Here is a 13,425-nt window from a genome sequence, read left to right on the forward strand (position 1 = left end):
CTACTTCACCCCCAATGTTTTCAATGTATTTTGAAGCGGATCCCCTAGTATTTCTGGCATAACTCCAATTGCAATAATACAAAAGATAAGTAGTAAAACAGGGACATACTCCCATCCGTGTATATCAGATTTTGCTTCCCACTCTTTCTTTCCAAATGTCACTTGAAGTGTCGCCCTTAATACATATACAGCGGTTAAAATGATGCCAATCACACCGACTGCAGCAATGACGGGCTCTCCTTGAAATAAACCGAGAAAGGCAAGAAATTCACTAACAAACCCAGACATCCCTGGTAATCCGAGCGATGCCATTCCTCCTGCTAAGAAGAAGCCGCTAAGTACTGGGACACTTTTTGCGAGTCCACCAAGCGCTGTAATGTCTGATGTTCCGAAACGTTGTTCTATAACACCGAGTAAGAAAAACAGCAAGGCTGCAATTAAACCGTGCGATACAACCTGGAATAACGCTCCTTGTGTACCAGGTGCATTAAGTGACGCAAGTCCCATTAACACAATTCCCATATGCGAAATACTAGAGTAAGCCAGTACTTTCCTAAAGTCTGTTTGGATGAGCGCTAAAAAGGCACCGTATAATAAATTAATTACGCCTAATATCGCAATTAGTGTTGCAACATCGTGAAAATATTCCGGGAATAGCCCTTTCCCGAAGCGAATAATACCGTACGCTCCAATCTTCAGCAAAACACCCGCATGAAGCATAACTACAGCTGGATGCGCTTCTATGTGTACATTGACCATCCAGCGGTGCAACGGAAAAACAGGTAGTTTAATTGCAAAAGCAATCATTATGGCAATAAATACACTAAGCTGCAAACTACTTGGGATGACGAGTGCTCCCTCTGCGTTTACGCTTCTTAATATCTCTTTCAGCTCCACAATATTTGTTGTACCTGTTTTCGCGAACAAAATTGAGAAAACAATGAGCAAAATAGCTGAGCCAATACCGTTATATATTAAATAACTATACGCAGCCTTTTCACTCGACAATTTTCCCCACTTTCCAATTAATAAGAACATTGGTGGCAACGTAATTTCAAAGAAGATAAAAAATAACATTAAGTTTTGAGCAGCAAAGACGCCGAGCATTCCTATTTCTAGCATGAGTAACAGCATATAAAATGCTTTTAAATTTCTTTTAATAGAAAAGGCTGCAATTGCTGCAAGCGTTGCTAGAAGAGCCGTCAGTACCATCATGACAAGCGACAAACCATCAATACCGAGCTCGTAATAAATAGAAAACCACCTTTTATCTACCGCTGTAAAATCGCCGAACTTAATCCATTTCATCTTTTCATCGAATAGTGACAAATTCTTTCCAGAAGCATATGTAAAAGCGAGGACGATAGCGATTCCAAATGGAAGTGCCGTCCCAAATAAGCCAAGCGCTCGCACTGTACGCAATTCCTTTTTCGGTGTTAATACAAGCAATAAAATTCCTAAAAGCGGGGAAAAAATGAAGAACGTTAACAACAAATCATTCATCGTAAATCCCCTCCCGTATAGAGCAAAATAATGACGAGTACAGCGAGCGAAACCGCCGTTACAGTACCGTACACTTGTACATTCCCGTTTTGAAGTTTCGATCCAAGGTTACTTGTGCCTTTCACTACACTTGCAATTAAAACTGAAATTCCTTCGACTACATACAATTCAAATAAGCGAAGCACATGAGCGATTCCTTTCGTAATAGGGATCACCGTCATGTTGTATAGTTCATCCACATAATATTTTTCTTTCAAAAGATTATAAAGCGATGTTTCCGTACCCCCAGCCCAATTCCTAGAAATTGATTTCTTGCTATATATGAAATACGCAAGAGCGATTCCCGCAAATGAAACGAGTGTCGCAACAATCATAATCCAAACTGGTCCATGCGTTTCTTCAACCTTAAACCCTACATCTTTCGTCAACCAATCTCCGAGAAACGTCCCAAACCATGGTGTATTTATATATCCTGCCACTACTGCGAGAACGCCGAGAACAATCATTGGATACGTCATAACGCGAGGCGATTCATGCACTTCTTCCTTCGTCTTCGTTTCTCCAGTAAAGACAAGAAAATAAAGGCGGAACATATAAAACGCTGTTAAAAACGCCGCAATTACCGCTAAAGTAAATAAAACGTAATTGCCATTCATCCACGTCGCCGCTAAAATTTCATCTTTGCTGAAAAAACCGGAAAGCAGCGGAACACCGCTAATGGCAAGGGTACCTATTAAAAATAGCGTACCAGTTACTTTCATCTTCTTCTGTAAACCGCCCATGTTATTAATGTTTTGCGTATGCACAGCATGAATTACACTTCCTGCCGCCAAAAATAGTAGTGCTTTAAAAAAAGCATGTGTCGTTAAATGAAATATACCAGCTACATAACCGGCAGAACCTAACGCGAGCATCATGTACCCGAGCTGGCTAACTGTAGAATAAGCAAGCACCCTCTTTATATCTGTTTGCACAAGACCGATAGAGGCCGCAAAGATTGCAGTGAAAGCTCCAACGATTGCCACTGTCTGCATCGCCACTGTACTTGCTGAAAATAGAGGGAACATCGTCGCTACTAAATATACGCCAGCTGCGACCATCGTCGCCGCGTGAATAAGTGCCGAAACGGGCGTTGGCCCCTCCATTGCATCTGGCAACCACGTATGAAGCGGGAACTGACCTGATTTCCCCATCGCCCCGATAAAAATTAATATCGCTGTTATTGTAATCATATAAGGAGGTAGATCCCCTGTATAAATCGCCCTAAATATTGCGTCATATTCAAAACTACCTGCGTACCAAAAAATTAAAATCATCCCGATAAATAAACCAACATCCCCAATACGGGTCATAATAAAAGCCTTTTTTGCAGCAGCCTTCGCTTCTTCTTTAAAGAAATAAAAACCGATAAGTAAAAATGAGCCAAGGCCAACTAATTCCCAAAATATATAAAGCTGTAATAAATTCGTTGATATAACAAGCCCTAACATCGCAAATGTAAAGAGTCCTAAATATGCGTAAAAGGTTGGTAATCGTTCATCACCTTTCATATAACCTTTCGAATACACATGTACAAGTAGACTCACAAGCGTCACGATAAATAACATTAAAGCTCCTAATGCAGTCACTTCAAAGCCGAATGATATATCCACATCTCCAGCTCTAAGCCACACCCACTTATGCTTCACGCTTGCTTCTGAAAACCTTTCTATTAACACAAGTACCGCAAGTATAAAGGAGAGAAAGACGAAAAAAATACTAAGTACGCTGCTTCCTTCTCTAATTTTCTTCCCGAATATAATAAGTAACAAAAACGAAACGAGTGGGAAAAGCGGTATGAGCCATGCATAATCGATCATTGTTTCCTTCCCCCTTTTTCGGTCACAATGCTATCCTTTAAGCGTATCCATTTCATCCACCTGAACTGTCGTACGATTACGATATAAAGCAATTAAAATAGCGAGTCCTACCGCCGCTTCCGCTGCCGCTACAGCCATCGTAAACAGTGAGAAAATTTGACCTGTTAAATTCGGAAATAAGCCTAATTTACTAAACGCCACTAAGTTTAAATTGGCAGCATTCAGCATTAATTCGATACAAACTAATACGATTACTGTATTCCGCTTTGTTAAAGCTCCAAATAGACCGATGCAAAACAAAATAATCGCAAGTGTTAAATATGCAGAAGCTGGAACGCTACTCATTGGAATCCTCCTCTTTCTCGTCCTTTTTCGCAAGTATAATTGCGCCAACGAGCGCTACAAGTAAAATAACTGAAGTTAGTTCAAATGGAATAATATATTTTGAATAGAGAAGCGTACCGATTTGAAGTGTGTTGTTTTCATGGAGAGGTAAACTTCCTTGTGTGCTTTCATTTGCAAAATCAACATTATTAACAGCGAAATACATAACCGCTCCAAATGCTACAACTGCAAAGAAGATAATCCATTTTCGAAGAGTAAGACGCGATTCATTTTCCGCGTTATGTTTCGTTAACATAATGCCGAAAATCATAATAATTGTGATTGCACCAGAGTAAAGTAAAATTTGTGCAACGCCTATAAATTCGGCTGACAAAAGAAAATACAAACCTGCAATGCTGAGAAATGTCAGAACGAGAGCTAGCATCATGTGCATAACTTTCGTTAAGTTCAACATAAGAACACCGCCGATAATTGCAGACAAGGATAGTATAAAGAATGCTACAAACTCGCCATTCATGCCTTATTCTCCTTCCTGATGTTTTCGTCGTTTTCGTCAAGCCACTGCAAATTTTTAAATAAGTCATCACGTGAATATTCCGCGAGTTCAAAGTTATTTGTCATGACAATTGCCTCTGTCGGACAAACTTCTGTACATAAATCACAAAGAATACAAATTTCAAAATTAATATCATACGTGTCGATAATTTTTCCTTTTTTCGTAGGATCCGGATGTTTCTTTCCTGTTAACTGAATACAGTCTGTCGGACAAATGTTAGAGCACTGATTACAAACAATACATTTCTCCGGATAAAATTTTTGAATCCCCCGAAAACGGTCTGGCAACGGCAACGGTTGATTTGGATAATCATACGTTACCTTCTTCTTGCTCAAATTACTTAATGTATATTTTAACCCTTTAAATAGTCCTTTCATCTCTTACTGGCACCCCCCTCATAGATTAGAAGAATAACTCCTTAATCAATGCCGTTAAGAAAATATTTGCAAGTGCAATCGGCAATAATACTTTCCATCCAAACTCCATTAACTGGTCACCTCTTATACGCGGGAACGTAACGCGGAACCAAATTAATAGAAAGACTACACTGCTAAATTTCAAAGCAAACCATACGGCACCTGGGATAAATCCAAGAAACATGACTGGATTCCATCCGCCTAAAAAGAGCACTGTAATTAACGATGCCATCCCGAAGAAATATACGTACTCTGAAAGCATGAAAAACGCCCAGCGAAAACCTGAGTATTCCGTATGATATCCAGAAACAAGTTCTGACTCCGCTTCCGGCAAATCGAATGGCGTCCTATTTAACTCTGCAACTGCTGCGATTAAGAAAACGACGAATCCAATTGGCTGTACGAAAATGTACCAGACCTTCTCCTGCGCCGCTACAATCTCATTTAAATTCAGGCTACCAGCTAGCAAAACGATACCAATTACACTCATTACGAGCGGAATCTCATAAGAAATCATTTGCGCCGCCGCACGCATCCCTCCTAAAAGGGAATATTTATTATTCGATGCCCATCCCCCAGTTACAACACCTATCGTCGTAATACCGGAAACAGCAATATAATAAAGTAGCCCGACTCCAATATCTGCAAATTGAAATTTATCAGTGAACGGGATAACCGCAAGCACCATAAATGCTGGTGCAAATGCAATGACAGGCGCTAATATAAACAGCGGTTTATCTGCTGCTTTCGGAATACTATCTTCTTTCAATAATAGTTTTAAAACATCAGCTACCGTTTGCAGTAAACCGAATCGGCCTCCAACCTGGTTTGGTCCAATCCGCCCTTGCATAAATCCCATCACTTTCCGTTCTGCCAAAATTCCATATGTAACGAAGCCAAGGACTGCAAATAGTAGAAGTACCGCTAATCCGAAAAAAATGAAGAAATTCGTCCAGCTTGAAGGTGATTGTAAGAGCGTCTCAATCATTAGCCATCAACCTCCCCAAGTACAATATCAACTCCACCTAAAATCGTAATTAAATTAGCGATGTTTTCACCTTTCAATAACTTCGGTAAAATTTGCAAGTTATAAAAAGATGGCCTACGAAACTTCAAACGGTACGGCTCTTTCTTTCCGTCACTAGCGATATAACAACCAATCTCTCCGCGCGGCGATTCGATACGTACAAATGCTTCTCCCTTAGGTGCCTTAATAATTTTCGGTACTTTTGCCAGCACAGCTCCATCTTTCGGGAACTGCTGAACCGCTTGCTCAACAATCTTTAAAGACTCCTCGATTTCTTGCATTCGGCAAACGTAGCGATCCCAAGCATCTCCCACGCTTCCAACAGGAATATCAAAATCAAAACGATCATAAATCGAATACGGCTCATCTTTGCGAAGATCCCAGTTTACTCCAGTGCACCGCAAATTTGCTCCGCTTAAAGAATACGAGATTGCTTCTTCCGCGCTATATATACCAACGCCTTTCACACGATTTAAGAAAATCTCATTACCGCTAACAAGATCGTGATACCCTGCTAATTGCTCCCTCATATACGGAACAAACTCTTCCACCTTTTCAATCCAACCATCTGGCGCATCCCACTTCACACCGCCAACTCTCATATAGTTAAAAGTAAGCCGTGCCCCGCATAATTCATTTAATAAATTTATAATCATCTCTCTTTCACGAAACGCGTACAAAAACGGGCTGACCGCTCCTATATCAAGAAGATTCGTCCCCCACCAAACGAGATGGCTCGCAATTCTTCCTAGCTCCATCGCAAGTACTCGCAAGTATTCGGCACGCTCTGGAATTTCAAGCCCCATCATCGTCTCTACAGCATGGCAAATGACGTAATTATTCGTCATGGCTGATAAATAGTCCATTCGATCTGTATAAGGGATAATTTGCGTATACTGTAAGCTCTCAGCGATCTTTTCCGTCCCGCGATGCAAATATCCAATAACAGGTGTAGCTTCTTTAATAATTTCCCCGTCAATCTTAATTACGAGCCTGAACACACCATGTGTACTCGGATGCTGAGGTCCTACATTCAAAAGCATCTCTTCCGTGCGGATCATAGCTACACCTCCACATCATACGGTTCATAGTCTTTTCTAAGCGGATATCCTACCCAATCATCTGGCATTAAAATACGCGTTAAATTCGGATGCCCTTTAAATACAATGCCGAGCAAATCGTATGCTTCTCGCTCCGGCCAGTCAGCTCCTTTCCAAAGCGCTGTCACAGATTCGACTTGCGGCGCTTCCCGGTCTAGCTTTACCTTCACCGCTACCGATTGTTTCTTGCCATATGAAAACAAATGAACATACACTTCCATATGTGTCACAAAATCCGTCGCATGTAGCTCTGACATATAATCAAAAGCAAGTCCCTCATGGCATCGCAGTGACTCCATCACTTCATAATACTTTTCGGGATCCACCACAAGAGTTGGCACATCCTTTGACAGTTTATTAATGTAGGAATCTACTAATGCACCCTCTCCTAACTTCTCCCTAATAGCCTCAACATACTGATTTAAATACGGCTGATTTACGGACGGTTCTTCCTGCTTCGGCTCATCCTCTTTCTTACCTTCAGCTCCCTTTGTCTTCGCTCTTGCAGCCGCTGCTGCTTTCGCTTTTGCCGCTGCAATTGCCTTTGCCTTTTCATCTCCCGAATCCCCATCACCTTGCGAGGCTTTCTGCTTCGCCAATGCTGCCGCTTTTGCCTTGGCGGCCGCCACCGCCTTCGCCTTGGCTTTCGCTTTTTCTTCTTCCGTTACTTCTTCTGTCCCTTCTCTTTTCTGCTTCGCTAATGCTGCCACTTTTGCCTTTGCAGCTGCTGCTGCCTTCGCCTTGGCTTTCGCTTTTTCTTCTTCCGTTACTTCTTCAGTTCCTTCTCTTTTCTGCTTCGCTAATGCTGCCGCTTTTGCTTTTGCAGCTGCTGCTGCCTTCGCCTTGGCTTTCGCTTTTTCTTCTTCCGTTACTTCTTCGTTTCCTTCTCTTTTCTGTTTCACTAATGCTGCCGCTTTTGCCTTTGCAGCTGCTGCTGCCTTCGCCTTGGCCTTGGCTTTCGCTTTTTCTTCTTCCGTTACTTCTTCGGTTCCTTCTCTTTTCTGTTTTGCTAATGCAGCCGCTTTTGCTTTTGCGGCTGCGGCTGCTGCTGCACGTCGTTTTGCTTCTTCTATAGTAATATCATCATTTTTTGGTAGCGCTTTCTCTTTTTCTTGATCTTCCTCCTCAAGTTCACTTATTTCCGCCTCGTGTTTCGCTACAAGGCGTTTTCTCGCTTCTTCTTTTGCACGCCTAGCTGCTTCTTTTTTCAGATCCTCTAAATCTTTATTTGGATTACTCATTTATTCGTCACCTGCTTTCCGGTCTTTGCCTCGTAACGAATTTTCTCTTTTAATTTATTAATTCCATAGATTAAAGCAGCTGGATTTGGGGGACAACCAGGAATATACACGTCAACTGGTACGATTTGGTCTACACCTTTCACAACAGCATATGAATTTACATACGGACCACCTGCTGTCGCACAAGATCCCATCGCAATAACCCATTTCGGTTCGGGCATTTGATCATATAAACGCCGAACAATAGGAGCCATCTTCTTCGTTACTGTTCCCGATACAATCATGACGTCCGATTGCCTTGGTGAAGTTCGAAAAAATGACCCAAATCGATCTAAATCGTAATGTGATGAGCCTACCCCCATCATTTCAATTGCACAGCATGCCAGTCCGAATGTCATCGGCCATAAAGAGTTGCTCCTCGCCCACCCTTTCAACTGTTCCAATGTAGAAAAAAAGATATTTCGTTCTAATTCTGCTCGCTCATTTGGATGTAATTCCTCAAAATTTATAACCATTGTAACACCTTCTTTTTCCAAGCATACGCTAATCCAACTAGCAACATTACAACAAAGATGAGCATTTCAATTAATGCAAATAAACCTAGCTTGTCATACGCAACAGCCCAAGGATATAAAAATAAAGTTTCTACATCAAAGATCACAAACAATAAAGCGAAAATATAATAACGAGCATGAAACCGAATATTTGCATCATGAAAAGGCTCAATTCCACTCTCATACGTCGTCGCCTTTGCTGCACTTGGTTTATTTGGGCGCAGCATCCTTCCTAATGTAAGAGCCACTACCGGCAGCAATATACCTAATAGCAAGAAAATCAAAACGATCATATAACTATTTTCATATACACTTGCCATTGTGAAACCCTCCCCCCTAAATTAAGAACAAGTTCACATAGTAAACAATATGTCCTAGTTGCAGTAATTATTATTTTTAAATTTTTCTAAATAATGCAACTATTCTAATCATTATAGCAAACTTCAAATTCCTATGTCGATATGTTGGGAGACAGAAACAAGAATTATTAAAATCTATCTTTACAACTTGCTATAATTGTGCAAAATAAATATAAAACTTATATATGCTTTTCAAGAAACCGTAGGTGATATAAATGAAAAAACAAACACATGTAAGTATTCTTATAAGCATTGTATTGCTGTCTATAACGCTTCACTATGTAGCAATGCCTTTTGTATATGAATACTCATTTCCTTTTCAGCTATTAATCGGAACGAGCACCCTATTAATTGATATTATCGCTTGTAGTTATATACTTTATTTTTCAAACATGAAAGAAGGGCTATCTCGTTTATTTTGGATCATATTATCTGTTGGAGCTCTCTCTTATTTTATCGGTGATATAGTCGTTGCCTATCAGCGTTTAATTGTAAAGGACTTCTATACGTTCGTTGATCCATCTGACTTTTTTTACTTACTTTTTTTAGTTAGCTTTACGTTTGCCTTTCTATACGAAATCATTTATAACCGAGATTTATTAGAAAAACTTTTTATGCTATGTGATATTTGTATTATCGTTACAGCCCAATTTACTTTAAGTTACTACTTACTTATTGAACGAACTATTCATATCTTTACAACATCCTATATCGACATATTTGTTCAACTTACCTATCCAATGGCTGATTTACTCTTTCTCTTAATAGGAATCAACCTTTTATTCAAACCACTATCCTTATTACCTAAAAAGGTCGGTGCACTTCTTGGCAGTGCTTTAATTTTATACGCTACTACAGATGCGATTTATGCTTATATAAAATACTTCATACCAGAGTATTCTATGTTTACAGTTACGCCTTTCTATCAAGTAACCTTAGTACTAGTAGCAATCGCCTGTATTCTCCATACAAAAAAGCCTGAAAAACAAGAACAAGTACTACTAACACCTAAAATTGGCGAATCAATCCGATTATCATTACCGTATATTTCGGTAGTAATGCTTATTGTTTTTATATTAGTTGAATACGTTTTTGCGCCTATTATAGTAATCGGACTTATAATAACTTTTTCTTTCGTTCTCATACGTCATAGTTTAGTTCGAAAACAAAATAAAATATTATTGATCGCTCAAATGCAATTCAACTCAGAACTCGAGAAACAAATTAAACTACGTACAGAAGATTTAGTAGAACAGAAAAATGAACTCTATCATAATCAACAAATGTTTAAATCTTTATACGAGCATCATCCAGATCCAATTTTCACATTAGATTTGTACGGTAATTTTCTCAAAGTAAATAACGCTGGTACTACTTTACTCGGTTATCAAACGAATGAATTATTAAACCAGCCTTACTATTCACTCATATACGAAGAAGATTTAGAAGAAATGATTAACGCCTTTCATCGCGTGAAAAAGGGATATTCTATTTCTTTAGAAATACGGGCTTACCATAAAAACAGAGATATTTACTACTTGCACGTTACCGCCGTACCGATCTTTTTAAAGGAGAAAATTTCTGGGGTTTATTTAATGATTAAAGATATTACGGAAAGCAAACAACAACAAGAACAAATCAACTTCCTAGCATACCATGATACTTTAACAGAGCTTGCAAATCGTCGTGCATTTCATCAACATTTAGAACAGGCAATTGCGCGAGCAAAAATATCGAAAAAGCCTTTTGCTGTTATGTTTCTCGACCTAGACCGTTTTAAAGTTATTAATGATACCCTCGGTCATCGAGTAGGAGACCTATTGCTCATCGCAGTAGCAAAAAGGCTCGAAAGAATAGCAACATCAAATATGAAACTCGCGCGGCTAGCTGGGGATGAGTTCACAATCCTTATCGAGAATTACAAAAAAAAGCCAGATGTCCAAAAAATAGCTGATAGGATTGTAGCGGCCATGAATGAGCCATTTGAAATCGAAAATCAACATTTACAAATCTCACCGAGCATCGGAATTGCAATATATCCTGAAGCAGGTGAAGATGCGCTATCCATTTTGCAGCATGCTGATATGGCCATGTACGAAGCAAAGAATAAAGGAAAAAACGGTAGCTCTCTTTACACGAAAGAACTATATAAAAAAATGGAACGAAAAGCTCGAATTGAAAAAGATTTGCCAATCGCTTTAGTAAACAAAGAATTTTATCTCGTTTATCAACCACAAATTGATACGACAACAAATAAAATTATCGGTGCTGAAGCTTTAATACGATGGAAACACCCGCTATTAGGTGACATTTCACCATGTGAGTTTATTCCAATTGTAGAAGAGACGCCACAAGTAGTCCCACTTGGACATTGGGTATTACAAGAAGCTTGTCTCCAATTAAAAATATGGCATACCTTTGGCTACCAAAATTTAAAAATAAGTGTTAATTTATCCGCAAAAGAATTCCGGCAAGATCAATTAATCGAAAACATTTCACAAATATTAAACGACGTGCAAGTCGACCCAAAATATGTAACCCTTGAGTTAACAGAAAGAATTGCAATGATTGACGAGAAAGAAACGTTATTGAGACTGAAGCAATTAAAAGAGTACGGTATCCAAACTTCCATTGATGACTTCGGTACTGGGTATTCTTCTCTTGCTTATTTATCAATTTTTCCAATCGACACATTAAAAGTACCGAGAGAATTTACACAATTAGCTGATCATCGTCCTGAAGAACGAGCCATCGTTTCTACAATACTTTCCCTCGCAAATACTTTAAATCTTTCAGTCGTTGCCGAAGGAATTGAAACCGAAAAACAGCTTAAGTTTCTGCAAAAACATAACTGTAAATATATGCAAGGTTACTATTTCAGTAAACCACTTACTAGTAATCAATTTATAAAATTTCTACAAAAAACCCCCAGTATGAACAAATAATTCATACTGGGGGTTTTATAGTGCTAAATTTTTTTCTCATAATATTCTTCTGCAATCTCTTCGTAAAAAGCTGCAGATGTCGTATAGAAATATGGAATTAACCATAAGAATCCAATCCCTAACGTAATACAACTTAATATAAACCAGCCAATAAAACTTAAACATAAAATGAAATACTCCATCTTATGTCCATCCATCATACGACGACTTTCTGTAATAGCTTGGTTCAGCGAATACTCAGGATGATCGTTTATAATAAAGTATGTCATCGCATAAGAAAATGATTTAATAATACCTGGAATAATGAACAATAACGTCCATAAGAAAAGATAAAGATTTACTAATAAATATAATAAAAATGATTTTAGAAATCTCTTTCCCTCTGAAAACCAAATGAATACATTACCAATACTAGCTTGCTTTTCACGAAGGATATTTAAACCAAGGTAATATCCACCTAAAGTTAACGGTCCAGTAACAAAAAATGAAAGAATATTCGTTGAAAGTGAACCATTTGTTTTTTGCCAACCGAAAATTAAAGAAAATCCCCAATCAACACTAAAACTAAAAGCCGTGATAAGAATTGAAATGAGTAGTGTAGCTCCAACAGCTAATCCCCATTTCCCTTCTAATGAATCTAGTGCTTCTCCTTTTAAATCACTAATCATGCGTAGCCTCGCCTCCTATACACAATAATTCTATTAGTATAGCATGTTCCTATTGAAATTCACCTTTTGAAATGTAGCGATAAAAGTGTGCTGTCGTCGTACTCATATACGGACTAAGCCAAAGAAATCCTATTCCAAAAGTAAGCAGCGCTAAAATAGCCCATCCTATGAAGCTCAGCCATAAAAGAAACAAATCTAACTTATGACCCTTCATAAGATTCTTACTTTCCTTCATCGCCTGCGAAACACTATATTCTAGATTTTCAATCATCACATAGTACGTCAGTGCATAAGAAAAATACATCACAATCATACCAACAATTGAAATTGCTAATAGTACGAAGAAAGCTATTGCAAATGACGTATTCCCTTCTTCACCTAACAATGCAAATAAGCCTATTAACAGCATCGGAATCCATGTACCTGTATATAACAAAATCGCAAGCATTGCCCACATTGTTTTCATCATTCTTTTAAAGCCACGAAATCCTTCGAATAAGTAATCTACTTTAGCATCTTCTCGTTTACTAATCTGTAAAAATACATTTGTATAACCATATGACGTAATCCCATACGATGCGTTACTCAAAATTATCATAATGCAATAAAAAATTCCAAAGGTAATACCTGCTCCAATTGACATCGTTTCCTCTTCAAATGATCCAGTTAAGCTTACAACTGAGAGAAATATAATAATTCCTGGAATTAATAGTATAAGCATTGCAGCCAGCGAAACAACATAACTTAAAATAAAATATAAAATTGTTGATCCAACACCTAGTCCCCATTTTCCCTTTAAAGAGTACAATGCTTCTCGCTTCATTTCACCAATCATTGATCCATCCCCTTTAT

At 38.6% G+C, this 13,425-nt stretch carries 13 protein-coding genes; 1 reads left to right on the plus strand and 12 read right to left on the minus strand.

The annotated features are described in order from the left end of the window. The 10 genes from NST90_RS25100 to nuoA are packed head-to-tail and all read right to left on the minus strand — an operon-like array spanning position 1 to position 8,921. The gene (locus NST90_RS25100; protein WP_283748282.1) at positions 1 to 1,503 is read right to left on the minus strand and encodes an NADH-quinone oxidoreductase subunit M; all 1,503 of its coding nucleotides are present in this window, start codon (positions 1,501 to 1,503) and stop codon (positions 1 to 3) included. Beyond that, on the minus strand, positions 1,500 to 3,362 hold the full coding sequence (gene nuoL, locus NST90_RS25105) for an NADH-quinone oxidoreductase subunit L (RefSeq protein ID WP_098905883.1): 1,863 nt from the start codon (positions 3,360 to 3,362) through the stop codon (positions 1,500 to 1,502). Before nuoL ends, NST90_RS25100 begins: the two co-directional genes overlap by 4 nt. Positions 3,363 to 3,392: 30 nt before the next feature. Further along, on the minus strand, positions 3,393 to 3,707 hold the full coding sequence (gene nuoK, locus NST90_RS25110; RefSeq protein WP_000100079.1) for an NADH-quinone oxidoreductase subunit NuoK: 315 nt from the start codon (positions 3,705 to 3,707) through the stop codon (positions 3,393 to 3,395). Next, positions 3,700 to 4,224, minus strand: a complete 525-nt coding sequence (locus NST90_RS25115) for an NADH-quinone oxidoreductase subunit J (RefSeq protein ID WP_001012812.1) — start codon at positions 4,222 to 4,224, stop codon at positions 3,700 to 3,702. Before NST90_RS25115 ends, nuoK begins: the two co-directional genes overlap by 8 nt. Further along, positions 4,221 to 4,640 (minus strand): NADH-quinone oxidoreductase subunit NuoI, encoded by a 420-nt coding sequence (gene nuoI / locus NST90_RS25120; protein ID WP_002016193.1) that lies wholly within the window; start codon positions 4,638 to 4,640, stop codon positions 4,221 to 4,223. Before nuoI ends, NST90_RS25115 begins: the two co-directional genes overlap by 4 nt. 25 nt (positions 4,641 to 4,665) lie before the next feature. Then, complete coding sequence (gene nuoH, locus NST90_RS25125) at positions 4,666 to 5,667, minus strand: NADH-quinone oxidoreductase subunit NuoH (protein ID WP_000573426.1); 1,002 nt, start codon at positions 5,665 to 5,667, stop codon at positions 4,666 to 4,668. Further along, a complete protein-coding gene (gene nuoD, locus NST90_RS25130; protein ID WP_000621434.1) occupies positions 5,667 to 6,767 on the minus strand; it encodes an NADH-quinone oxidoreductase subunit NuoD in 1,101 nt (366 codons plus the stop codon). The genes nuoH and nuoD overlap by 1 nt, the downstream gene beginning before the upstream one ends. A 2-nt stretch (positions 6,768 to 6,769) precedes the next feature. Further along, positions 6,770 to 8,047, minus strand: coding sequence for an NADH-quinone oxidoreductase subunit C (locus NST90_RS25135; RefSeq protein WP_283748283.1), 1,278 nt, complete (start codon positions 8,045 to 8,047; stop codon positions 6,770 to 6,772). Next, positions 8,044 to 8,562: an NADH-quinone oxidoreductase subunit NuoB gene (gene nuoB, locus NST90_RS25140; RefSeq protein ID WP_000236331.1), complete on the minus strand. Its 519-nt coding sequence runs from the start codon at positions 8,560 to 8,562 to the stop codon at positions 8,044 to 8,046. The genes NST90_RS25135 and nuoB overlap by 4 nt, the downstream gene beginning before the upstream one ends. After that, positions 8,553 to 8,921, minus strand: coding sequence for an NADH-quinone oxidoreductase subunit NuoA (gene nuoA, locus NST90_RS25145; RefSeq protein ID WP_000179273.1), 369 nt, complete (start codon positions 8,919 to 8,921; stop codon positions 8,553 to 8,555). The genes nuoB and nuoA overlap by 10 nt, the downstream gene beginning before the upstream one ends. 254 nt (positions 8,922 to 9,175) lie before the next feature. On the opposite strand from nuoA, the gene NST90_RS25150 reads away from it, so the two are divergent. Then, the gene (locus NST90_RS25150; protein ID WP_000745011.1) at positions 9,176 to 11,905 is read left to right on the plus strand and encodes an EAL domain-containing protein; all 2,730 of its coding nucleotides are present in this window, start codon (positions 9,176 to 9,178) and stop codon (positions 11,903 to 11,905) included. A gap of 23 nt (positions 11,906 to 11,928) precedes the next feature. Here the strand turns inward: NST90_RS25150 and NST90_RS25155 are convergent, their stop codons facing one another. After that, positions 11,929 to 12,573 carry a DUF975 family protein gene (locus NST90_RS25155; protein ID WP_000622462.1) on the minus strand — a complete coding sequence of 215 codons (645 nt, stop codon included), beginning with the start codon at positions 12,571 to 12,573 and terminating at the stop codon, positions 11,929 to 11,931. 49 nt (positions 12,574 to 12,622) lie between these two features. Then, on the minus strand, positions 12,623 to 13,408 hold the full coding sequence (locus NST90_RS25160; protein WP_098905885.1) for a DUF975 family protein: 786 nt from the start codon (positions 13,406 to 13,408) through the stop codon (positions 12,623 to 12,625). Positions 13,409 to 13,425 lie beyond the last annotated feature (17 nt).

It is taken from the genome of Bacillus sp. FSL E2-8900 (assembly GCF_037966225.1).
Classification (GTDB): Bacteria; Bacillota; Bacilli; order Bacillales; family Bacillaceae_G; genus Bacillus_A; species Bacillus_A cereus.

What these genes read in the sequence shown, in the direction of transcription:
- NST90_RS25100 (WP_283748282.1), bottom strand. Translation starts at nt 1,503, where the DNA reads ATGAATGATTTGTTGTTAACGTTCTTCATTTTTTCCCCGCTTTTAGGA.
- nuoL (WP_098905883.1), bottom strand. Translation starts at nt 3,362, where the DNA reads ATGATCGATTATGCATGGCTCATACCGCTTTTCCCACTCGTTTCGTTT.
- nuoK (WP_000100079.1), bottom strand. Translation starts at nt 3,707, where the DNA reads ATGAGTAGCGTTCCAGCTTCTGCATATTTAACACTTGCGATTATTTTG.
- NST90_RS25115 (WP_001012812.1), bottom strand. Translation starts at nt 4,224, where the DNA reads ATGAATGGCGAGTTTGTAGCATTCTTTATACTATCCTTGTCTGCAATT.
- nuoI (WP_002016193.1), bottom strand. Translation starts at nt 4,640, where the DNA reads ATGAAAGGACTATTTAAAGGGTTAAAATATACATTAAGTAATTTGAGC.
- nuoH (WP_000573426.1), bottom strand. Translation starts at nt 5,667, where the DNA reads ATGATTGAGACGCTCTTACAATCACCTTCAAGCTGGACGAATTTCTTC.
- nuoD (WP_000621434.1), bottom strand. Translation starts at nt 6,767, where the DNA reads ATGATCCGCACGGAAGAGATGCTTTTGAATGTAGGACCTCAGCATCCG.
- NST90_RS25135 (WP_283748283.1), bottom strand. Translation starts at nt 8,047, where the DNA reads ATGAGTAATCCAAATAAAGATTTAGAGGATCTGAAAAAAGAAGCAGCT.
- nuoB (WP_000236331.1), bottom strand. Translation starts at nt 8,562, where the DNA reads ATGGTTATAAATTTTGAGGAATTACATCCAAATGAGCGAGCAGAATTA.
- nuoA (WP_000179273.1), bottom strand. Translation starts at nt 8,921, where the DNA reads ATGGCAAGTGTATATGAAAATAGTTATATGATCGTTTTGATTTTCTTG.
- NST90_RS25150 (WP_000745011.1), top strand. Translation starts at nt 9,176, where the DNA reads ATGAAAAAACAAACACATGTAAGTATTCTTATAAGCATTGTATTGCTG.
- NST90_RS25155 (WP_000622462.1), bottom strand. Translation starts at nt 12,573, where the DNA reads ATGATTAGTGATTTAAAAGGAGAAGCACTAGATTCATTAGAAGGGAAA.
- NST90_RS25160 (WP_098905885.1), bottom strand. Translation starts at nt 13,408, where the DNA reads ATGATTGGTGAAATGAAGCGAGAAGCATTGTACTCTTTAAAGGGAAAA.